This window comes from Pseudomonas sp. MM211 (genome assembly GCF_020386635.1).
In the GTDB taxonomy this organism is placed as follows: Bacteria; Pseudomonadota; Gammaproteobacteria; order Pseudomonadales; family Pseudomonadaceae; genus Aquipseudomonas.
Window position 1 is genome coordinate 1,345,370 of the sequence record NZ_CP081942.1, and the last position, 22,765, is coordinate 1,368,134.

Annotated in this window: 15 protein-coding genes and 1 pseudogene; 15 read left to right on the forward strand and 1 reads right to left on the reverse strand. The window is 63.8% G+C overall.

Annotation, left to right across the window (positions count from 1 at the left end; all coding sequences use genetic code 11):
* Position 1: 1 nt before the first annotated feature.
* The 14 genes and pseudogenes from K5Q02_RS06015 to K5Q02_RS06080 all read left to right on the forward strand — a co-directional run bounded on the left by K5Q02_RS06015 (position 2) and on the right by K5Q02_RS06080 (position 19,798).
* Positions 2-1,351, forward strand: coding sequence for a DotU family type VI secretion system protein (locus K5Q02_RS06015; RefSeq protein ID WP_442963969.1), 1,350 nt, complete (start codon positions 2-4; stop codon positions 1,349-1,351).
* Positions 1,348-4,867 (forward strand): annotated as a pseudogene (tssM, locus tag K5Q02_RS06020) (type VI secretion system membrane subunit TssM). The gene K5Q02_RS06015 and the pseudogene tssM overlap by 4 nt, the downstream one beginning before the upstream one ends.
* The gene (gene tagF / locus K5Q02_RS06025) at positions 4,864-5,523 is read left to right on the forward strand and encodes a type VI secretion system-associated protein TagF (protein ID WP_225837352.1); all 660 of its coding nucleotides are present in this window, start codon (positions 4,864-4,866) and stop codon (positions 5,521-5,523) included. Before tssM ends, tagF begins: the two are co-directional and overlap by 4 nt.
* Complete coding sequence (locus K5Q02_RS06030; protein ID WP_225837354.1) at positions 5,520-6,248, forward strand: PP2C family protein-serine/threonine phosphatase; 729 nt, start codon at positions 5,520-5,522, stop codon at positions 6,246-6,248. Before tagF ends, K5Q02_RS06030 begins: the two co-directional genes overlap by 4 nt.
* A gap of 86 nt (positions 6,249-6,334) precedes the next feature.
* A complete protein-coding gene (locus tag K5Q02_RS06035; protein WP_225837355.1) occupies positions 6,335-9,382 on the forward strand; it encodes a serine/threonine-protein kinase in 3,048 nt (1,015 codons plus the stop codon).
* The gene (locus K5Q02_RS06040) at positions 9,382-10,098 is read left to right on the forward strand and encodes an ABC transporter ATP-binding protein (RefSeq protein WP_329959555.1); all 717 of its coding nucleotides are present in this window, start codon (positions 9,382-9,384) and stop codon (positions 10,096-10,098) included. Before K5Q02_RS06035 ends, K5Q02_RS06040 begins: the two co-directional genes overlap by 1 nt.
* On the forward strand, positions 10,098-11,294 hold the full coding sequence (locus K5Q02_RS06045; protein ID WP_225837357.1) for an ABC transporter permease: 1,197 nt from the start codon (positions 10,098-10,100) through the stop codon (positions 11,292-11,294). Before K5Q02_RS06040 ends, K5Q02_RS06045 begins: the two co-directional genes overlap by 1 nt.
* A complete protein-coding gene (locus K5Q02_RS06050) occupies positions 11,287-12,987 on the forward strand; it encodes a formylglycine-generating enzyme family protein (protein ID WP_225837359.1) in 1,701 nt (566 codons plus the stop codon). Before K5Q02_RS06045 ends, K5Q02_RS06050 begins: the two co-directional genes overlap by 8 nt.
* A gap of 156 nt (positions 12,988-13,143) precedes the next feature.
* Complete coding sequence (gene tagQ / locus K5Q02_RS06055) at positions 13,144-14,022, forward strand: type VI secretion system-associated lipoprotein TagQ (RefSeq protein ID WP_225837360.1); 879 nt, start codon at positions 13,144-13,146, stop codon at positions 14,020-14,022.
* Positions 14,023-14,464: 442 nt separating this feature from the next.
* Positions 14,465-15,070, forward strand: coding sequence for a c-type cytochrome (locus K5Q02_RS06060; protein ID WP_225837362.1), 606 nt, complete (start codon positions 14,465-14,467; stop codon positions 15,068-15,070).
* Between the two features lie 153 nt (positions 15,071-15,223).
* A complete protein-coding gene (locus K5Q02_RS06065) occupies positions 15,224-15,853 on the forward strand; it encodes a thiol:disulfide interchange protein DsbA/DsbL (protein WP_225837364.1) in 630 nt (209 codons plus the stop codon).
* Positions 15,854-15,876: 23 nt separating this feature from the next.
* Positions 15,877-16,737, forward strand: coding sequence for an endonuclease/exonuclease/phosphatase family protein (locus K5Q02_RS06070; protein WP_225837366.1), 861 nt, complete (start codon positions 15,877-15,879; stop codon positions 16,735-16,737).
* A gap of 1 nt (position 16,738) precedes the next feature.
* Positions 16,739-18,712 (forward strand): GGDEF domain-containing protein, encoded by a 1,974-nt coding sequence (locus K5Q02_RS06075; protein ID WP_225837367.1) that lies wholly within the window; start codon positions 16,739-16,741, stop codon positions 18,710-18,712.
* A gap of 189 nt (positions 18,713-18,901) precedes the next feature.
* A complete protein-coding gene (locus tag K5Q02_RS06080) occupies positions 18,902-19,798 on the forward strand; it encodes a peptidoglycan DD-metalloendopeptidase family protein (RefSeq protein WP_225837369.1) in 897 nt (298 codons plus the stop codon).
* Between the two features lie 57 nt (positions 19,799-19,855).
* Here the strand turns inward: K5Q02_RS06080 and K5Q02_RS06085 are convergent, their stop codons facing one another.
* Positions 19,856-20,599 carry an endonuclease/exonuclease/phosphatase family protein gene (locus tag K5Q02_RS06085; protein ID WP_225837370.1) on the reverse strand — a complete coding sequence of 248 codons (744 nt, stop codon included), beginning with the start codon at positions 20,597-20,599 and terminating at the stop codon, positions 19,856-19,858.
* A gap of 637 nt (positions 20,600-21,236) precedes the next feature.
* On the opposite strand from K5Q02_RS06085, the gene K5Q02_RS06090 reads away from it, so the two are divergent.
* Positions 21,237-22,727, forward strand: coding sequence for an aldehyde dehydrogenase (locus K5Q02_RS06090; RefSeq protein WP_225837372.1), 1,491 nt, complete (start codon positions 21,237-21,239; stop codon positions 22,725-22,727).
* The last annotated feature ends 38 nt before the right edge of the window (positions 22,728-22,765 follow it).

A 22,765-nucleotide genomic window follows, 5' to 3' on the forward strand; every position in this document is an offset into this window, starting at 1 on the left:
GATGACCATCGACGATCCATTTGGCGCCTTGCCCGGTCAGCCCGGCAAGGGACACGACCAGGCGGGCAACGACCGCACCATGATCATGCCGCGCCCCGGTGGCCGCGCCGCCGAACCCTCGCGGCCGACCTCCGCCGGTTCGCCACCGCCTGCCATGCCCAGTGCGCCGCCACTGGCTGCACGGGGGCTTGGCCTGAATCCTATCGAGGCCGCCGCCGGGCCGATGCTGGCGCTGCTGACCCGCTTGCGCAGCACCATCTCCCATCCCGCGCCGGCCAGCCTGCGTGCGCAGCTGCTCGGCTACCTGCGCCAGTTCGAGGACAAGGCGCGTGCCGCCGGCGTCGCTCAGGATGAAGTAATGCTGGCGCGTTACGTGCTCTGCACCGCGCTGGACGAGGCGGTGCTCAGCACGCCCTGGGGCAGCGCCAGTGACTGGAGCAAGCAGAGTCTGCTGATCACCTTGCACAACGAGGCCTGGGGCGGCGAGAAGGTGTTCCAGCTGCTCGACCACTGCCTGCAGAACCCCCGGCAACGTCTGAATCTGCTGGAGCTGTTGTACCTGTGCATCAGCCTCGGCCTGGAAGGGCGTTACCGGGTCATGCAGGATGGCCGCAGCCAGCTCGATGCGCTGCGCGAGCGGGTCAGTGCGACCATTCGCAGCACACGGGGCGAGATCGAGCGCGAGTTGTCGCCACACTGGCGTGGTTTGGTGGTCGCCCGTGACCGCCTGCGTCAGTTCCTGCCGCCGTGGGTGGCGGTGGCCATTGGCTTGGCGATCCTGCTCTTGCTGCTGTTCGGCCTGCGCATGAAGCTGGCCGCCGAAGCCGAACCGGTATTCCGTAACCTGCATGCCCTTGGCGACGTGCCGGTGCAGACCATCGACCGTCCGGCGCAGCAGCCGCGCGTCGTTGAGCGTCCACGCCTGGCTGGCTTCCTGGCAGAGGAAATTCGTGCGCAGAAGGTCGCGGTGGAAGACGCTGTCGACCGTTCCGTGGTGACCATTCGCGGGGATCAGCTGTTCGCCTCCGGCAGTGCGTCGATTGCCGACGACTTCCAACCGCTGCTACTGCGCATCGCCGAAGCCATTCGCAAGGTCAACGGCCAGGTGCTGGTCACCGGGCACAGCGACAACCGCCCTATCGCGACGTTGCGTTATCCGTCCAACTGGAAGCTCTCCCAGGATCGCGCCCAACAGGTGATGGACGTGCTGGCGGCCAAGACGGGCCAGCCCGCGCGCTTCCGTGCCGAGGGGCGCAGCGACACCGAAGCCAAGGCTTCGAACGATACGGCGGAAGGCCGCGCGCGTAACCGCCGGGTCGAAATCACAGTCTTTGCGGAGGGCGTCGAGTGAAGGCGTTGTTCGGTTTCATGGCCCGCTGGGTCATGCCGGTTTTGGGGTTGCTGGCGCTGAGCCTGGTGATCTGGTTCGTGGGCCCACTGATCGCCATCGGCGGTTTCGAGCCGCTGGCCAGCAGCACGGTGCGCTGGACGCTGATCATCCTGCTGTTCGTCCTGTGGGCGGCCTGGCGGGTGATGCGCATCATTCAGGCGCGGCGCAATGCGGCCAGGGTCATGCAGGGCCTGGTGGAAGTTGCACCGGATCCGACCAGCGTGGCCACCGCGGAAGAACTGGCCACCCTGCGCCAGCGTATGGACGAGGCTTTGGGCCTGCTCAAGCGCGCCAAGCTGGGCGGCGGTGAGCGGCGCAATCTGTACGAGTTGCCGTGGTACGTGATCATCGGCCCGCCCGGTTCCGGCAAGACCACCGCGCTGGCTAACTCCGGGCTGCGTTTCCCGCTGGCCGAGCAGATGGGCGCCGGGGCGGTACGCGGCGTTGGCGGCACACGCAACTGCGACTGGTGGTTCGCCGACGAGGCCGTGCTGCTCGATACTGCCGGGCGTTATACCACTCAGGACAGCCATGCCGCGGTCGACAAGGCCGCCTGGCTGGGTTTCCTCGACCTGCTGAAAAAGCAGCGCTCGCGGCGGCCCATCGATGGTGCCTTCGTCGCCATCAGCCTGTCCGATCTGCTGCTCGGCAGCGACAGCGAGCGAGCGGCCCATGCCGTGGCCATTCGCGCCCGTGTGCAGGAGCTGTATACCCAGCTCGGCGTACGCTTCCCGGTGTACGTGATGCTCACCAAGCTGGATCTGGTGCCCGGCTTCATGGAGTTCTTCGACGGCCTGAGCAAGGAAGAGCGTGCTCAGGTCTGGGGCATGACCTTCAGCCTCGACGATGGCAAGAGTGTCGAGGGCCCGCTGCAGGTATTTCGCAGTGAGTTCGATGCGTTGGAGCTGCGCCTTAACGAGCGCCTGGTCGAGCGTCTGCAGCAGGAGCGAGACCCTGCGCGGCGCGACCTGATCTATGGCTTCCCGCAACAGTTCGCCGCGCTGCGTGAAGCGCTGGCCGGCTTCCTCGACGGCGTGTTCAAGCCCAACCCTTATGAGGAACGGGTGTTACTACGCGGCGTCTACCTGACCAGCGGCACCCAGGAAGGCAGCCCGATCGACCGTCTGATCGGTGCCATGGCGCAGAGCATGAGCCTCGACCGTCAGCACCTGGCCCGCCAGACCGGAACAGGGCGTAGCTACTTCATCGAGCGCCTGCTGCGTGACGTGGTGTTCGGCGAACGCGGCCTGGTCGGTGCCAACCCCAAGGTGGAACGGCAGAAGCGCTGGCTGGCACGGGGAGTGATTGCCGCAACTGTGATTCTGGTACTCGGCACGGCTGCGGTATGGTTCGCCAGCTTCCGTGCCAACCAGGCCTACATCGCCGCCGTGGATGCCCGCGTGCAGCCGCTGCGTGGCGAGCTGCAGGCGCTCAGCCCGGCGCAGCGCGACGTTCTGGCGGTGCAGCCGCTGCTCAATGCCATCCGCACTGTCAGTGGCGATGCGCCGGGCTGGGCCGAGGGCTTTGGCCTCTACCAGGGCGACATGCTCGACAGCGAAGCCTCCAGTGTCTACCGCAAGCTGCTGATCGCGGTCATGGCGCCGCGGGTGCTGGCGCGTCTGGAAGAGCAGTTGCGTACCGGGGGCAACTCGGACTTCCTCTACGAAGGTCTCAAGGCCTACCTGATGCTTGGTGAGTCGGAGCATTACGATGCGGACTTCATCAAGGCCTGGATTGCCCTCGACTGGGATCGCAGCCTGCCGCGGGATCTGCTGCCGGAACAGCGTGAGGCGCTGAATCAGCATCTGGTCGCGTTGTATGACCGCCAGCCACCGGTGGTACGCCTCGACGAGAACCTGGTCGAAGACGTGCGCCGGCGTCTGCAGCGGCTGTCCGTGGCGCAGCGCGCCTATGACCGGGTGAAGCGCCAGAAGCTGCCCGAGGGCATCCCGGACTTCCGCCTCAGCGATGCTGCCGGCCGTGATGCCGCGCTGGTGTTCACCCGCAAAAGTGGCAAACCGCTCAACGAGCCGCTCAGCGGCTTCTATACCCAGCGCGGCTACCGTGAGGCCTTTCTGGTCGGCAGCGTCAGCCAGGCCGGTACCCTGGCCGAGGAGCAGTGGGTACTCGGTCGCAGCCTGGACGATGGACAGAATGCCGCCGCCCTCGCGCTGGAAGTCCGGCGCCTTTATGTGCAGGACTACATGGCTCAATGGGATGCGCTGCTCGCCGATATCGACTTCGTGCCGGTGACCAGTGTGGCCCAGGCCGCGGACGTGCTGCGCGTGCTGTCGGGGCCGGCGTCGCCGCTGAAGAAGCTGCTTCAGGCGGTCGCCAAGGAGACCGACCTGCAGAAGGAGGAGCGACTGGTCGCCGAGAAGCTCAAGGAGCGTGGCGACGATACCGTCGACCGCCTCAAGCAGCAGCTCGGTTCTCTGGTCGGCCAGTCGGAGGAGGGCGTGGTCAATGCCCTGGCCACCGAGATGGATCCGATCACCGCTCACTTCGCCGAACTCAACGGTCTGGTCGCAGACGCCGATGGCCAGACTCCGGGCCATCGATGCCCTGCTGCAGGATCTCAATGCACTCTATGTGCAGGTCAGTGCCATGAGTGGCGCCAGCGGCGAGGCACTGCTGGGCGAGTCGCGCAACCAGACCACGGCTGCTGCCGATCAGGTGCGCCTGAGTGCCGAGCGCCAGCCGCCGCTGGTACAGGGATTCCTCAAGTCGGTGGTCGGCTCGACCACCGGTACCATGATGGGCGGCATCCGCAACCAGCTGAATGCCGCCTGGATGAGCGAGGTGGTGTCGGTGTACCGCCAGTCGCTGGCTGGGCGCTACCCGCTGGATCGTGGCAGCAGCCGGGATGCGACCCTGGACGACTTTGGCCATTTCTTCGGCCAGGGCGGGGTGCTCGACAGCTACTTCCGCAAGTACTTGCAGCCCTACGTGGATACCTCGGCGAGCACCTGGCGCTGGCAGCCGGGTGCTGCGCAGAAGCTCGGTATCGGCAGCGGTGTGCTGCAGACCTTCCAGCGTGCCGCAACCATTCGCGAGGCGTTCTTCCGCTCTGGCGGTACCCAGCCGATGGTGCGTTTCGAGCTGCGGCCGGTGGCGATGGACTCCAGCATCGAGCAGTTCCAGCTTGATCTCGATGGCCAGCAGTTCAGCTACGACCACGGCCCGGCGCGACCGGTCGCCATGCAGTGGCCGAGCAGCAATGGCACCGGCGTGGTACGTCTGAACATTTCACCGGCCTCGGTCACCGGGCGTTCGGGGATCACCCTGGAAGGGCCGTGGGCCTGGTTCCGACTGCTCGATCAGTCGGATCTCGCCCAGGGCAATTCACCTGATCGTTTCACCCTGCGCATGCGTGTCGACAACGCCAGCATTTCCAGCGAGCTGCGCGCCAGCAGTGCGTTCAATCCATTCCGCCGCCAGGTCGTCAGCGGTTTCAGCCTGCCGGAGCGTCTGTGAGTAACCCGGGTTTCTACGGCAAAATGGCCGTACGCGGCGATTTCATTCATCGCGGTCTTGCGCCAGGCTTCATCGAGGCCTGGGACAACTGGCTGACGGCAGGCCTCACCGCCAGTCGGCAGACCCTGGGCGAAGCCTGGCTGGATGCCTATCTGGTCAGCCCGCTCTGGCGCTTCGCGATCGCGCCGGGCCTGCTCTGTCAGGAAGCCGTTTGCGGGGTGATGATGCCCAGCGTCGACCGGGTTGGTCGTTACTTTCCTCTGACCATCGCCCTGCTGCTGCCGGCGCAGACCGATATCGGTCACCTGCTCAGCGACAGCGATGACTGGTTCGAGCGTGCCGAGGCCCTGTTGCTCTCGACTCTGGAAGCCGATGCCGATGCTGAAGCCTTCGAGCGCGCTGTCGGCGCCCTGGGCAGCCCGCTGCTGGCAACTGGCAGCGCCCAGCGTTTGGATGCCAGCGGCGCGGCGATCTGGTCTGTGGATAACCCACGGGATCGTGGTCTGGCCCTGATGCAGCAGGCCTGCAGTGGCGCCAGCCTGTGGTGGGGACGCGGTTCCGAGCGTGTCGCGCCCGGCCTGGTACGTTTCGCCGGGCTGCCCCCGGCCGAGGCGTTCTGTCGGCTGCTCAGCGAGTCTGCTGGAGGCGAGGCATGAGTCCGTCGAGCGTTACCCGGTACCACTCTTCCAGCCATACCCATGTCGGCATGGTGCGCAAGGTCAATGAAGATGCCTGTCTGGATGCCCCGGACAACGGCCTGTGGGCTGTCGCCGACGGCATGGGCGGGCACGCCAGCGGTGACTACGTCAGCAGCCTGATCATCGACAGCCTGCGTGCGTTGCCGCCCAGTGCCGTGCTGAGCACGTATGAAGGGGCGCTGATCGACACGCTCGATCACGTCAATCAACAGGTGCGTATCGAGGCCGAGAAGCGTGGCGGGGCGACCATGGGCAGCACCGTGGTGGTGCTCGCCGCACGGGGTGCCGAAGCGCTGTGCCTGTGGGCCGGGGACAGCCGCCTGTATCGGCTGCGCAACGGTGGCCTGCAACCGATCAGCCGTGATCACAGCTACGTTCAGGAACTGGTCGACAGCGGCCTGCTCGACGAAGAGGCTGCGCGCATCCACCCCATGGGCAATATCGTCACCCGTGCCCTGGGCGTGCAGGATGACCTGCAACTGGAAAGTGCACGCCTGGACGTGCGACCTGGCGACACCTTCCTGCTCTGCAGCGATGGCTTGAACAAGACGGTCGAGGATTACGAACTGCGCGAGGTGCTGGGGCACGAGGATCCGTACCAGATGGTGCGCAGCCTGGTACACCTTGGCTTGACTCGAGGCGCTCCGGATAATATTACCGCCGTGGTGATCAAGGCCGCTTAGGCGGCCAACTGTTGCACATCGATCTGCCAAATACTCAATTGCTGCCGCGCCCGATCATCTCGGGATGGCCTCGGAAGACCAATAGCATGGACATGCAAATACCGGGTTACGACATCGAACGCGAGCTGGGCGATGGTGCGATGGCCGTGGTCTACCTGGCTACACAGCGTTCCCTCGACCGCAAGGTCGCGCTGAAGATCATGGCGGCCTCGCTGGCGGCCGACCCGACCTTCTGCGAGCGCTTCCTGCGCGAGGGCAAGACCCTGGCGCGGCTGTCGCACCCGAATACCGTGACCATCCACGACATCGGCAATGTCGGTAGCCTCTACTACATGGCCATGGAATACCTGCCCAACGGTACCCTCAAGGAGCGCATTAGCGCGGGTCTGAGTATCGATCAGGGGCTGGTGTGGATTCGCCAGATCGCCTCGGCCCTTGGCTACGCTCATGCCCAGGGCATGGTTCACCGTGACGTCAAACCGGCCAACATCCTGTTTCGCGCTGACGGTACGGCGGTACTCAGCGACTTCGGGATCGCCAAGGCGCTGGACGACCGCACCCAGTTCACCCAGGCCGGTTTCGCCGTCGGTACGCCCAGCTACATGAGCCCTGAACAGGCACGTGGTCTGGATATCGATGGCCGTGCCGATCTCTACGCCCTCGGCGTGGTGTTGTACGAAATACTCACCGGCAAGCTGCCTTACATCGGCAGTGATTCGCTGTCCACGGCCCTGGCGCATCTGACCGAGCCTTTGCCGGCGCTGCCCATGGTGCATGGCCGCTACCAGCCGATTCTCGAGCGCCTGCTGGCCAAGGATCCCAGCGAGCGCTTCGCCGATGCGGCGCAGTTGATTGCCGCGCTCGATCGCCTGCAGGTGCCAGCCGCTGCCGCCGACGATGCCACCTTGTTCCAGCCACTGGTGCTGCCACCCGTCGCCGAGGTCAAGGGCGACACCAGTGTGCCGCCGCTGGCAGCGGTTTCCGTGGAAATACCGACCCACGCACCGGCGGTGGATACTGCTGTGCCGCCACCGCCACCGCCACCGCCGCCGCGTCCACAGCCCTCGCCGCTGGCGTCATCGGTACGTGAAGGCAACGTAGGCTCCAGCAGGAGGCCGCTGATCCTCGGCGCCTCCCTGGCCAGCGTGCTGTTGCTGGCCGGTTGTGGTTACTGGCTGTTCGGCTCTGACAGCACGCCGCCAGCCTCGCCGCCGGTAGCCGGCGAGCCAGCTCAGCCCCAGGCACAGTCAAGTGGCGAGGCCGGGCCGATCTCGGCGATGGCGGACAGTGATGGTGGCGATCGCCCGCTGCTCATGCCGGGTAAGAAGACCCTGTTCCAGCGCGTGCTGAGCAAGCCTGGCGCCAAGCTGGCCGACACGGCCGGTGCCAGCAGCGGCAAGGATACGCCGGCGTTTTCGGTGTTCTACGTGTATGCCCGGCAGGACATCGACGGCCAGCCGTGGCTGCAGATCGGGGCCTCCAGCGACGGGCGCCGCGATGGCTGGCTGCCTGCCACGGCGGTGAGCGACTGGAAGCAGAGTCTGGTGCTCAAGTTCACCGAACGCTCCGGTCGCGCTCCGGTGATGTTCGTGCGCGATGCATCGGCCTTGGAACAGTTGCTGGCCGAACCGGCCCGCGCTCGCGAGGCGCTGCGTGAAGCGCTGAAGGGTACCGGCCACAACGTGGTGGCGGTCGAGCCCGGCGGCAGTGCGGTGCCGCAGGATCAGTTCTACCTGCTGCCGATCTTCGATTCGGAAGAAACCTTCGACGCCAACGGCCAGCCGCTGCAACTGCTCAATGTGGCCTCCATCGACCCGGGCAATGCCCCGCAGAGCCAGGGTGAAAGCGCGCCAGCGGCAATGCCGGAGGGGTTCAGAACGGCCATCGTGCTGGTGGTCGACACCTCGGTGTCGATGCAGCCCTATATCGACCGAGTACGCGACGTCGTCCACGAACTACAGGGCCAGATCGCCAATCGTGGCGATCTGGACAGCGTCAGCTTCGGCATGGTCGGCTTCCGCAGCAATACCGCCAAGACGCCGGGCCTGGAGTACACCGCCAAGACACTCGTGTCTCTGCAACAGGGGCGTGATCCCGAGCGTTTTCTGCAGCTGGCGCAGCAGATCAAAGCCACCGACGTGTCCAGCCATGACTTCAACGAGGATGCCTTCGCCGGCGTCATGCAGGCCGTCGACGGCATGGACTGGAATGGCTACGGCGGTCGTCTGATCTTGCTGGTCAGCGATGCCGGCGCGTTGCGCAAGAGCGATCCGCTGGGGCTGACCAAAATGAACGAGGCGGAGGTACGCGAGGCGGCGCTACGCAAGCAGATCAAGATCTATGCCCTGCACCTGAAGACCGCCACCGGCAAGCGCAATCACGGCTTCGCCGAGCAGCAGTACCGCAGCCTCACCGCCGACCCCAACCCGCGTATCGGCGACCTTTACGTTCCGGTGGCCGGCGGTGATGTGAATGCCTTCGGCAGTCGCGTGACGGAGATCGGCAGCGCCTTCGCCGATCTGGTGCATCAGGTGCGCAGCGACAACAGTCTGCCCGAGCCCAAGGGCGGCGCCAGCATCGCCGACAAGTCCGCTGCGGTCGGCTACGCCATGCACATGGACTTCCTCGGCCATCAATCCGAGGCGCGGGCGCCCCAGGTGGTCACTGCGTGGACCAGCGATCGTGATATCACCGATCCTGCCTTGCCGGCGTTCCAGGTCTGCGTGCTGCTGACCAAGCTGCAGCTCAACGATCTGCAGCAGTCGCTGCGCATGGTGGTCGATGCGGCGCGGCGTACGCAGAGCTCGCCTAAGGATTTCTTTCAGGAAATCGCCAGTGCCAGTGCCCATATGAGTCGCGATCCGTCGGCCATGGTCAAGGGCGCCAACCTGGCCCAGAGCGGTGTGCTGGGTGAGTATCTGGATGGTTTGCCCTACCGCAGCAAGGTGCTGAACATGAGCCAGGATCTGTGGTTGTCGCTCAGCGTGGCCGAGCAGGAAGATTTCATCGACGAGCTGGATTCGAAGATCCAGCTCTACGAGACCTTCCACAACGATACCGCCAACTGGGTGCGTTTCGGCGATGCGGCTCCGGGAGACGCGCTGTATCGCGTGCCCCTGTCGACTCTGCCCTGATGCTCACCCTTGGCGCGATCAGCAAGACCCGTGGGGCCGAAGGGCAGCGCTATCGCCTGGAAATTCCCGGCCTGGCGTTGCGCGCCGGACAGCGGGTCGCCCTGATCGGCCCCAGCGGCAGCGGCAAGAGCACGGTGCTCGATCTGCTGGCGCTGGCCTTGTCGCCTGACTCGGGCGGCAGCCTGCACTGGGACGACAGCGTGCAGTCTCTCGATCTCGCTGAGCTGTGGCGTCTTGGCCGGCATGACGAGCTGGCAAAGCTGCGCGCTCGCGCCTTCGGCTATGTGCTGCAGACCGGTGGACTGCTCGGCTTTCTGAATGTACGCGGCAATATTCAGCTACCCCGCGAACTCCTGGGGCTGCCAATGGACGGTGCGGTCGAGCAACTGGCCGAGCAACTGGGAATTGCCGATCTGCTCGACCGGCAGCCAGGACGGCTTTCAGTCGGTCAACGGCAGCGTGTCAGTATCGCCCGTGCCCTGGCTCATCGTCCCGCCATCGTGTTGGCCGACGAGCCGACCGCATCGCTCGACCCTCTGAACGCCGAGCGGGTGATGCAACTGCTGGTCGAGCAGGCGGCGGTGCGCGACTTGTGCCTGGTGATCTCCACCCACGACGAAGCGCTGGCCGTACGCTACGGGCTGACACCCATGCGCCTGACGGTGGAGCAGCGCAGCGACGGCGTGGTGGCTGCACGGCTGGGGGAGGCGGGGTGATGCGTCTGGGTCTGTTCGCGCGGCTCGCATGGCAGGATTATCGCTGCGATGCGCGCCTGTCCTGGTGCGCGATCCTCGCGCTGGCGGCCGTCATCGCCCCGTTGCTGGTGCTGTTCGGCCTCAAGTTCGGCCTGGTGACGACGCTTACCGAGCGCCTGGAGCGTGACCCCGGCGTTCGCGAAGTCATTCCGCTCGGCGGTGCCCGCTACAGCCTGCAGGCCATCGAGGCACTGGCCCTGCGTGACGACGTGGCGTTCGTGATCCCGCGAACCCGGCAGATAGCCGCCACCGCCGAGTTGCAGGGCGCGGGGCGGGCCATCACCGTGGAAATGCTGCCCACTGCATTTGGCGATCCGCTGCTCGGCACCGTGCCTGCGCCGGCCGGCAGAGACGCCGTGCTGCTCAGCCAGAGCGCGGCGGAGAAGCTCGGCGTCACGCCGGGGGACACCCTCGAGGCAGGCTTCGGGCGTACCGTGCAGGGCGTGCCGCAATACGCGCGTGCCCGCCTGCAGGTGCAGGCGGTACTGCCGTTGGCAGCATTCTCGCGCGACGCACTGTTCGCCTCGTTGCCGCTGCTGGAGGCGGTGGAGGATTATCGTGATGGCCTGGCGGTCACTGATTTCGGCTGGCCGGGAGCGCAGTCCACGGCGCGGTCGGAGCGGGTTTACCCCGGCTTTCGCCTGTATGCCCGTGATCTCGATGGTGTGGAAAGCCTGCGCCTGCATTTCCAGCAGGCGCGGCAGGCCGTGGTGACCCAGGCCGAGGCAGTGGCTCAGGTTCGCACCCTGAGCCGCAACCTGGCGTGGATTTTCTGGTCGGTGGCCTGCCTGTCCCTCGCCGGAGCTTTCGCCGCACTTACCGCCAGTACCTTGGGCGCAGTGGAGCGCAAGCGTCATGAATTGGCGGTGCTGCGCCTGCTGGGTTTCCCCGCAGCAGCGCTGGTCGCTTTCGTGGTTCTGCAGGCGCTGTACACCGGGATTGCCAGCCTGCTGCTGTCGGCGCTGTTGTACGGCATCGCGGCGAGCGGCCTGAATCTGCTGTTCCAGTCGGCGTCCGGCGAATATGCTTGCCGACTGTTGTTCTCTCATTACCTGCTGGCGGCACTGGCAACGCTGCTGTGCTGCATGCTTGCGGCAGCCGCTGGTGGCTGGCGGGCGGCCTACCTGGAAGCCTCGGAAGGATTGCGTCATGTATAAGGTGCTGAGTGCCGCGCTGGTTCTGTGCTGCTTCACCGGTGTCGCCCGGGCGGAGGCGGATGCCGATCCGCTCTACAATCCCAAGCCGCTGAAAGGCGACGTCAGTCTGCCGCTGCCCTGCGAGGGGCAGATGGTCTTCCGGCATGTCTACGTGCTCGCCAAGGGCTCGCTGGACGACCGTGAGGTGACCCTCGGCTACCCCTTCAGCGAAGGTGAACCGGGCTATCAACAGTCCTTCATCTCCGGCTACCGACGCGATTACATCAATGGCCAGTTCACCCTCAGCGACCTATCCAAGGACTGGCAGGCCAACGTCCGCGGTGAGCTGCCCAAGGCCGACGGGGTGACGCCGCTCAAGCCGATGCTGTACTTCATCGGCAAGTACGAAGTGACCCAGCGGCAGTACGATCTGGTCATGGCCCAGGCCTCTGCGCTGGCTGGGGAGGGCGAGGCCCCAGCCTGCGAGGCGCCTGCCGGAATGGCGGGGCGGCTGCCCAAGGTCAATCTGTCGCGATTCGACGCCGAGCGTTTCGCGGCGGTCTACAGTGCCTGGTTGCTCAAGCATCACCGTGACTTGCTGCCGGTCAGTGGTCGTAGCGGCAATCGCGAAGACGGTGGCCAGGGCTTCGTGCGCCTGCCGACCGAAGTGGAGTGGGAATACGCGGCCCGAGGCGGTCATGCGGTCAGCCGCCAGCAACTCGAGGCGCGCCTGTTTCCACGTCCGGTGGAGGGCAGCGACAGCGACGGGCCGCTTGGCGACTGGGCGGTGTTCAACCAGGTATCCGGCGGCACCGGGCAGAACGCGCGGCTGTTGCCCATTGGCCTGAAAAAGCCCAACCCGGTCGGCCTGTTCGACGTGGTCGGCAACGCTGCGGAGATGGTTCAGGAGTCGTTCCAGCTGGTGCACGCGGGGCGCCGTCAGGGCACTTACGGCGGCTTCGTGGTCAAGGGCGGCAACTACCTGGAGGGGGAGATGACCCTCTTTACCGGCATGCGCCGCGAGTACCCACTATTCGCTGCCGACGGTACCGAGCAACGTAACGAAACCACCGGCTTCCGTGTCTCCATCGGTGCCTTGTCGGCACCACGTTCGCGTTACAAGGAACTGTTTGCGCAATGGAAGGACGAAGGACGAGTGAGTACGCTCACCGACGAGATCGACGAAGAACAGGACGCCACCAAACTACTCGATGGCCTGATCGCCAACAGCGACGATCCGCAGCTGCGTGATCGCCTGGCGATCGTCAATGAGGAGCTCAAGCGCAGCGTGTCGCTGATTGCCAAGCAGCGCGAGGATGCGGCAGGCAACCTGATCCAGTCGGCGGCGCTGGTAGCCGAGACGATCAACAACTACAACATTCGCCTGACCAATTTACGCAAGAGCCGTGACGAAGCTCGCAGTGCCAAGGATGAAGCCTCGGCGAAACTGTTCGAAGCGGCGATGGCCAATGGGCGCAGTGCGCTGGACGGTGCGCTGGCGATCTACATCGACAACCTGGACAACGGCACGCGTTACAGCAATGCGGTCATCCAGGCGCAGTTCCAGCGCACCAAGGAGGAGCTGGCGCGCAAGCCGGTACTGGGTAAAAGTCTGGTGAACCGGGCTACGCTGTTCGTGCGACATGTCGGCGAATACCGCAAGAACCGCAAGGCCGACGCGGACGTGATTCTGAAACAGCTATTGGCACCCTGACGACACCAGCGTGCAGCGAGGGATAGCCGATATGGGTTATTGACCTAGCGAGTTTTGAAAGTAACTCTGACGGCTTTTGCCGTGATCAAGCAGGCGGTTGTCATGCGACGCAGCCTGAATGGAATAAACACTCACTCAAGTACGAGATCGACGACGATGCAAAATCCCAACAAGGCCCCCGCTTTTTCCTCGATACGCACTGCGCTGCTTTCCGCCGTCACCTGCGCCAGTGTGCTGCTGGTCGGTTGCGCTGGCTCGCCGAGCTCCCAGGTCGCCGCGACCACCAAGGCGGAGTTCTTTCCGCAATGCTACGAGCCTGTGAAGCAACTGCGCAGCTCGGAAGACGCGATGAGTCGCAGTGTCGCCATCGGCGCCGTGACCGGCGGCCTGATGGGCGCCCTCGGCGGTGCTCTGGTCGACGATGAGAAGCGTGGTCGCAACGCCGCCATCGGCGCAGCCGGTGGTGCCCTGGCCGGTGGTGCGGTGGCCTACTATAGCCAGCGTCAGCAGCAGATCACCGACGACAACGCGCGCTTGGCTTCCTATGCCGCCGACATCGACACCAACAACCAGAACATCGACCGCAACATCCGTTACGCCAGCGCTGCACAGAGCTGCTATCAGCAGGCGTTCACTCAACTGCGTGCCGATCGCAAGGCGAACAAGATCAGCGACGCCGATGGTCGTACGCGCCTGGCGGAAATCGTCAGTGGTCTGAACGAAACCAATGCGCTGCTGGCCAAGGTGGACGGCCGTACTGGCGAGAACGTCAGCACCTACACCCAGGCATACGAGAAGGATCTGCAGACCGTTGGCGTCGAGCGCAAGGAAGTGACCAAGGTGGCCACTGCCAAGCAGCCTAAGGCGACCACCAAGGTCACCAAGGAAGTCATCAACACCGAGCAATCCCTGCAGAAGGCCCAGGCCAAGCAGAAGGAAAGCCAGCAGGTGGCCAGCCGAGGCCGCACGCTGGTGAGCGATGTGTGCAACAACCCGGATATGGGTGACTGGGCGCCGGCCAGCTGCAAGGCCTGACACCTGGCTGTATGAAAAACCGCGCCTGGCGCGGTTTTTTTATGCCTGCCGGCTAGCTGCCAGGCAGAAAATTTCGTTTGTCTGTAGCTCCCCTGCCGAGCGACCCACGGCCCTGGCCTGCAACGGCGTTCGTATAGACTGCTTCGACAGCACGACAACAGCACACCGTTGACGGCTCCCTCGTCATGAATGTGCACGGGAGATTGATGCCGGTCACTATCGGCTGCGCGGCACTGGGCAATCATGGCGGGTGCCGAGTGAGTGACCGGTCTGTTGGGGGTAGGGGCGACGTGCTGATGGAGGCGTTTCCCGGTGAATGCATGCCGCCCCAGAGTTCGTGCAGAAACGCACGGTTTGAGTCTCCGCGCACTGCCGTGCATCACGCGGCGGGCGAATCGCCCCGGTTCATAACACTTCTCTCTTAGCCGTTTTGGATTAGCTGATGAACAAGATGATAGTGAGTCTGCTGGTGGCGCTGGGTCTGGTCGGTGCTGTTCAGGCTGCAGGCGATCCGGTTGCGGGGCAGGCGAAGACCATCGTCTGCGGTGCCTGCCATGGGCAGGATGGTAACAGCCCTCTGGCGAATTTCCCGAAACTGGCCGGCCAGGGCGAGCGCTATCTGCTCAAGCAGATGCAGGACATCAAGTCAGGCGCCCGGCCAGTGGTCGAGATGACCGGCATGCTCGAGCCGCTCAGTGACCAAGACATGGCCGATGTGTCGGCCTATTACGCCAGCCAGAAAATCTCCGTCGGCGCCGCTGATCCAGCGTTGCTGGAGCGCGGTCAGGATCTTTTTCGTGGTGGCAAGCTGGCGGAGGGCATGCCGGCCTGTATCGGCTGCCACTCGCCGGATGGCAGCGGCATCAGTACTGCCGGCTACCCTCATCTGGGTGGGCAGCACGCTGACTATATCGCCAAGCAGTTGACCGCCTTCCGTGAGGGCGAGCGCAGCAACGATGGCGATAGCATGATCATGCGCGACATCGCCGCCAAGCTCAGTAACAAGGACATTCAGGCCATCTCGAGCTACGTCCAGGGCCTGCACTGAGGCATTGATCTGCGTTTACATACCGGTAACGAAAAAGGGTGGTCTTGACCGCCCTTTTCCGTTTGCGAGGCGGCTACAATGGACGGAACCTGCCGGGTGGCTATCCAGTCGAAGCGAAGCTGTCCGCAGTACCCTCATAGCAAGGAGTCATGCATGCGTAATCTGATCCTTTCCGCGGTTCTGGCTGGTGCCAGCCTGTTCGGCGTTGCTGCTCATGCCGCCGATATCGAAGCTGGCAAGCAGTATGTCGAGCTCAGCAACCCGGTACCGATCTCCAAACCCGGCAAGATCGAAGTCGTGGAACTGTTCTGGTATGGCTGCCCGCACTGCTACCAGTTCGAGCCGACGCTCAACCCGTGGGTCGAAAAACTTCCGGAAGACGTCAACTTCATCCGTATCCCCGCTCTGTTCGGTGGCGTATGGAACGCCCACGGGCAGATGTTCCTGACCCTGGAAAGCATGAAAGTCGAGCACAAGGTGCACAACGAAGTGTTCCGTGCGATTCACCAGGAAGGCCGCAAGCTGGCTACCCCTGAAGAAATGGCGGATTTCCTGGTCACTCAGGGCATCGACCGTGACGCTTTCCTGAAGGCATTCAACTCCTTCGGTGTGAAGAGCCAGATGGAAAAGGCCAAGAAACTGGCCATGGCTTACCAGATCAATGGCGTACCGGTGATGATCGTCAACGGCAAATACCGTTTCGATATCTCCAGCTCGGGTGGCCCGGAGCAGACTCTGCAGGTCGCTGATCACCTGATCGCCAAAGAGCGCGCTGCCAAGTAATCGGCCTATTCGGAGCGCCTGCCATGTTGCGCCGCCGTTCGATGCCCCGTCAGGCTGGCCTGTGTGATCCACAGGTCAACCCTGACTGCACCCCCGACGGCGATTGGCCGCAGAACGGGCGCTTGCGTCTGCTCAGCTTCAACATTCAGGTCGGTATCAGCACCGAGCGTTATCACCATTACCTGACCCGCGGCTGGCAGCACTTGCTGCCGCATCGGGGGCGCGCTGGCAATCTGCAGCGTATCGGTGATCTGCTCGGTGACTACGATATCGTGGCGCTGCAGGAAGCCGACGGCGGCAGCGTGCGCTCCGGCTTCGTCAACCAGATCGAACACCTGGCCCGTCTGGGCGCGTTCCCCTACTGGTATCAGCAGCTCAACCGCAATCTTGGCCGCTTTGGTCAGCACAGCAATGGGCTGCTCAGCCGCTTGCGCCCCTCGATCCTGGAAGATCACCCGCTGCCCGGCCCAGCCGGTCGTGGTGCGATTCTGCTGCGTATCGGCGAAGGTGACGACGCCATTGCGGTGGTCATGATGCACCTGGCGCTGGGGCCGCGTACCCGCACTCGGCAACTGGCCTATATCCGCGAGCTGATCAGCGGGTACCGCCATCAGATCCTGATGGGCGACATGAACACCCACGCTGCCGATCTGCTTGAGCATTCGCCACTGCGCGACCTTGGCCTGATCGCGCCGCAGATCGAGGCGACCTTCCCGAGTTGGCGCCCGCAGCGTTGTTTGGATCACATCCTGCTCAGTCCGGGTCTGCACCTGGAGCGTTTTGAAGTGCTGGCTCAGCCGATTTCCGATCACCTGCCGGTGGCCGTGGAAATCCGCCTTCCCGATGCACTGGGGCCGCTGCCTCCCGCGATACGGGAGGCTTAGCATGTCTGACGACGCCCAGCGTTGGCGCGAAAAGTACCTGTCCAACCTTGAACAGCAGGAAAAACTCGAGCGCCGTTGGGATTCGCGCGTCGACCTGCTGCGGCGCGGACTGGTGCGTAGCAGCCTGGCGGCTGAAGGCTCTGACAAGTTAGTCGACCAATGTATGCAGGATCTGCGCGAGATCCTTCGGCGTGACGATATGGACGCAGGGCTCAGTGCACTGATCCCGCGTCTGGAAAAGACCGTACTGGACTCCGAGCAGCGCCGTCAGCAACGGATCGAGCAGGTCGCCAGTGGGCTGTCGAACCTGGTCGCGCAGTTGCTGAAGATGGATCTGCCGAGCGACGTGCGCAAACCGCTCAAGCGTTATGCCAAGCAGGTTGCCGAGCGAGCGCGGCAATCCCGTGAGCTGCCTGCGCTACTGGCTGAACTGAGCCAACTGCAGCAGCAGGCGTTGGGTACTTTGGGAGCGGAACAGGTCGAGCGACCGGGCTTTATCGAGCGTCTGTTTGGCAACCGTGATGGGACGACCCCGCCTACGTCACCTGACGCCGCGGTAGAGCCTGCGCTGGTTGCGCTGCCCTTGCCGGTGCAAAACGCGCCTGTCGCTGTTGCGTTGGCCGAGCAGCCTGTTGCACCAGCACCAGCACCAGCACCTGAGCCCGCGCTTGCGTTGGCGGCCGAGCCGCTGCCACAGCCTGAGGTTGCTAAGCCCGCGGTCGTAGCGGTCAATGCGTCCGCTGCCAACAGCGCGGTATTGCTCGACAGCCTGCCGCTGCTGTCCTCGCTGCTGATGCCGACGCCTGCTGCCCAGCCAGTTCGCGAGCCGGTCGCTGAAGTGCCAGAAGCCGCCACGCTCGACGCGGCGCTGCCAGAAGAGGCCCCCCTGGCCGACCCTGCCTATGCGCTGCCGGCTGCACCTGAGCCTGGTTACAGCGCCATCGCCAGCCATGTCGAAAGCAGTTTGCTTGGCTTGCTCGACGAGTTGCCGTTGCCTGAGCGTCATCAGGCCCAGGCCGACGTGCTGCGTCAGCGCATCACCGCCGGTCTCAATATGTACGAGCTGGTACCGGTGTTGGACGATCTGGGCGTGCTGATGCTGGCGATCGCCGACGTCGGCCAGCGCGAGTTCGAAGGTTATCTCAAGCAGCTCAATCAGCGCCTTGCGGCGTTCCAGGGCAGCCTGCGTGACGTGCACGCCGATTATGCCGACTCGACCCAGGCTGCCCGCAGCCTGGACAGCGAACTGCGTCAGCAGGTCGATGGCTTGCACAGCAGTGTGCTTGAAGCCACCGATCTGGACAGCCTCAAGAACCTGGTGGAAAACCGCCTCAGCGGTCTGCTCGGCACCATGGAGCAGTATCAGCAGCAGCGTGACGACCGTGAACAACAGGTGGGTGAGCGCCTGCAGACCCTGGTCGAGCGTGTGGCAAGCATGGAGCTTGAAGCCAAGGGCTTTCGCGATCACCTCGAAGAGCAGCGGCAGAAAGCGCTACTCGACCCACTTACCGGATTGCCCAATCGCGCTGCCTGGACGGAGCGGCTGGAGCTCGAATTGTCGCGCTGGCAGCGCTATGGCGGCGATCTGCTGCTGGCGGTGGTAGATATCGATCACTTCAAGCGCATCAACGACGACTTCGGTCACCTGGCCGGCGACAAGGTGTTGAAGATCATCGCCGGCGAACTGTTCAAACGGCTGCGCAAGACCGACTTCATTGCCCGTTTCGGTGGTGAGGAGTTCGTTTTGTTGATCCCCTCTACGCCCATGGACGGTGGCCTGAAACTGCTCGATACCCTGCGTACGGCGATCGAGAACTGCCCGTTCCACTTCAAGGGTGAGCGCGTGACCATCACCCTGTCCGGCGGCATCAGCTCGTTCAGTGCTGCGGAGCGTAGCGAGCAGGTGTTCGAGCGTGCCGACCAGGCGCTCTATCGGGCCAAGCGGGGCGGCCGCAACCGTATCGAGCAAGGCTAGGCCGGCAACGCGGTCACTGACTATTCACCCCTCTGGTATTTATCCCCTTGAAGCGCGTTCTGTGCAGCAGGCACGGTAGGCTTGTGCCGGTTGTCGCAAAGCGCGCAGGTGCCTGTCGCCCGGCCAGCGAGACGCTGCTAGTCTTGCTTCGCCGAACACTTACACATAATCAAATCGACTCGAGTCGTTATGCTAGGGCGCTTCTCTCTTTTCCTGGGACTCTGTGCGTTTGCCTGTCAGGCAAGTGCGCTGACCGTCTACAAGTACACCGATGCCAATGGCGTGGTCACCTACAGTGATCAGGCTGCGCCCGGTGCGAAGGTGTTCGTGTTCAGCGACCGCATGGTCGAGAAACTCGATAACCAGGTGAAGCTGGAAACCCGCAAGCACGCTGCCGGCGAGACTCTGTTGGTGCGTAACGATCTGTACGCGCCCGTTCAGGTGGAGCTCAAACTCGAGAAGGTCGCCAACGCCAGTGGCGTACCGGCAAAACCGATCAGCTGGGTGCTGCCGCCGCGTAGCGAGATACGTCTGGCCACCCTGGCGCCGCTCGATCCCTCCAAGCCGTTGCGCTATACGCCGAAGCTGAGTTACGCCCTGGGTGACCCGCGGCTGCTGCCGACCAAGAATAGCTACCCACTGCCGTGGCAGGGTGGACCGTTTCGCCTGACTCAAGGTGCCAATGGCCAGTACAGCCATTTCACCCCCAAAGGTCGCTACGCCCTGGACATCGCCATGCCCGAGGGCACGCCGATTGTCGCCGCGCGTAGCGGGATCGTGGTGAAGACCGAGAACGCCCAGAGCGGGCGTGGAGACAACCCCTCCGGCAACTTCGTACGCATCCTCCACGACGACGGCACCATGGGCGTCTACCTGCACCTGATGCAGGGCTCAGTGAGCGTTCGTGAAGGCCAGCGCCTCGCCGCCGGCGCATCCATCGCCCGTTCTGGCAATACCGGCAACAGTACCGGCCCGCACCTGCACTTCGTGGTGCAGCGCAACGTCGGCATGGCGCTGGAATCGATTCCCTTCGAGTTCAGCCAGCCGGTGGACAGCCTGCCCAACTTCGCCGTGGGCGGCGATTGAGGCGCTAGACACCCAGCCTTCAATCCGTTTTCCAGTGTCCTGCAGGTATGCGCCGTGTCAGGCTTTGCTGAGGCGGCAACTGAGTGCGCAGTGGTCGGAGACGCCGGTACTCATGCTGGCGTTTTCCAGCCGGTAGCCCGCCGTGTGGAACAGCCCATCGACCATGAACGGAATATCTCCAGCGCGGTGCAGCGAACCGTCGATGCTGCTGGTGTAGTGCGCCGGTATGCCATCGATGAAGTGCTCGGCGATCAAGTCGAAGGTAGCGCGGCCGCGCGGGGCGTTGAAGTCGCCTACCAGCAGCAGGTCGCCAGCCTGTTGTGCCTGCGCCTGAGCCAGCTGGATCAGCTTGCCAGCGCTTTCTCGCTGGTACGCCGTGGAGGTGCCGAGTGGGGTCACGTTGAGATGGGTCACTGCGATGCGCAGGCCCCGGACGGTGCCCGTCAGCATGACTTCGGCGATGCTTAGCGGATCAGCGGTGCGCTGGCCTTGCGTGCTGAAAAAGGTTATTTCGCGAATGCCTTGCGCGCTGCCTGAATAGTAGTCGGCGACCACGTCCGTCAACGCTTCGTCGTGGGCGATCATACCGATGCCGACCACATCCGAAGGGCCTTCCCCCGGATAGCGCACCATGGGCGCGAACGACATGCGGCCACCCATCAGGGCTTCGAAGAATGGAATGTCGCGCTCGCAGAGTTCCTGCAGGCAGAGCAGATCCGGGCGTTCACGATTAACGAAAGCCTCGACTCGCGGCAGGTGTCTGGAGCGTTCGATATTGATGGAAGCGATGTTGAGTGACATGTGATCAGTAGGCGATTACGGCATGGAAGGTAGCGAGGGGAACGCATGAGGCGCTTCGCGATGAAACACATCTACGCGAGGGATGCTGAAGTATACCAGACGCCTGTTGCAGAAGGCCTGCGCCCTCACTATCGAGATGGTTTCAAGCGTGCCTCTCGCGCCATCCGCACGTCGCCGTGGGTAGCGAATGGCTTAGCGCAAGCTTCTGGCAGCAGCGCTCTTGGATTTCAAACTGAGACGATTCAATACGCTGTCGCCTGCCGTCACGAACACGAGTCTCTGAGCCAGGTTCATTGCGACAGCAAGGTCTCTTAACGGCATCAAAGAGGCTCCAATAGAATATTTGGCGCTCCATAGTGGTGCGATCTGCCTATCCCTTGTCGCCTGGCCTGCTGGCTCGCGCCTCATTAATGCTCTGTTTTTATAACCGAATCAGGGGCTGCGACTGACAGTGATCATCTGTGCCGCAGAAATGCGTGAAAAGTGCGCGAAAGTAGTGCTCGTCGCTCTCTGTTGGTGCTCTGTAAGCCAGCTTTTTCGTATGTCCCGATGACATTTTTAATATTTTTCTATTGCCCATCCTTTACGCCACTATCGGTTCGCAGCAGCAATCAAGTGGCGAAAAAAGGGGATGGTGGTGTACGGACTCGGCGATTGGCAGCAACGTGCTCGGCAGCAACCTTTCATCAGCCAGGCGATCATTGGAGGCCGCCGAGTTGCAGCGCAGTCCGGTGCCACCTTCGCTTCAATCAACCCGGCCACCGGCCAACTGCTTGCCAACGTCGCGGCCTGTGATGCTGCCGATGTGGACCTGGCAGTGCGCGCCGCACGGCAATCCTTCGAGGCGGGAGACTGGTCGCAACGTGCGCCGGTCGAGCGCAAGCAGGTGCTGCTCAAGCTCGCTGAGTTGATTCTGGCCAATCGAGATGAACTGGCGCTGCTCGACTCGCTGAACATGGGCAAGCCGGTAATGGATGCCTGGAACATCGACGTGCCCGGCGCCGCTGGTGTGTTCCGCTGGTACGCGGAGAGCCTCGACAAGCTGTACGACGAAGTCGCGCCGACGGCCCGCAACGTGCTCGCCACGGTAACGCGTGAGGCGTTGGGCGTGGTTGCGGCAGTGGTGCCGTGGAATTTCCCTTTGGACATGGCCGCCTGGAAACTCGCGCCGGCCCTTGCCGCCGGTAACTCGGTGATCCTCAAACCCGCCGAGCAATCGCCGTTTTCCGCCTTGCGCCTGGCCGAGCTGGCGCTGGAGGCGGGCATTCCTCCAGGCGTGTTCAACGTCGTGCCCGGCTTCGGCGAAAGCGCCGGCAAGGCCCTCGGTCTGCACATGGATGTCGACTGCCTGGCCTTCACCGGCTCCACCGAGGTCGGCAAGTTCTTTATGGCTTACTCGGCGCAGTCCAACCTCAAGCAAGTCTGGCTGGAGTGCGGTGGCAAGAGCGCCAATCTGGTGTTCGCCGACTGCCAGGATCTGGATCTGGCTGCAGAGAAAGCTGCCTTCGGCATTTTCTTCAATCAGGGCGAAGTCTGCTCGGCCAACTCGCGCTTGCTGGTTGAGCGCTCGATCCATGACCAATTCGTCGAGCGCCTGCTGAGCAAGGCCCGCGACTGGCAGCCGGGTGATCCTCTGAGTCCGAATAGCCGCGCCGGCGCCATCGTCGAGACGCGGCAGGCCGCTCGGATCATGGCCTTTATCGACGACGCCCGGCGTGAGGGTGCGCAGCTGGTCTGTGGCGGGCGCCAGCTCAGCTTCAATGGCTCGGACAATTTCATCGAGCCGACGGTGTTCACCAAGGTTTCACCCACCAGCCGGCTGGCCCGCGAAGAAGTGTTCGGCCCGGTACTGGCGGTAATGCCCTTCGACAGCGAAGACGAAGCCGTGCAACTGGCCAACGACAGCATCTATGGCCTTGCCGCCTCGCTGTGGAGCGACGACCTCAATCGTGCCCATCGCGTGGCGCGTCGCCTCAAGGCAGGCACCGTGTCGGTCAACACGGTTGATGCCCTGGACGTGAGCGTACCGTTTGGCGGCGGCAAGCAATCCGGTTTCGGTCGCGACCTGTCACTGCACTCGTTCGACAAATACACCCATTTGAAGACCACGTGGTTCCAGCTGCGTTGAGCAATGCCAGTCGCGCCGAACCCGATCACAGGAGCCTT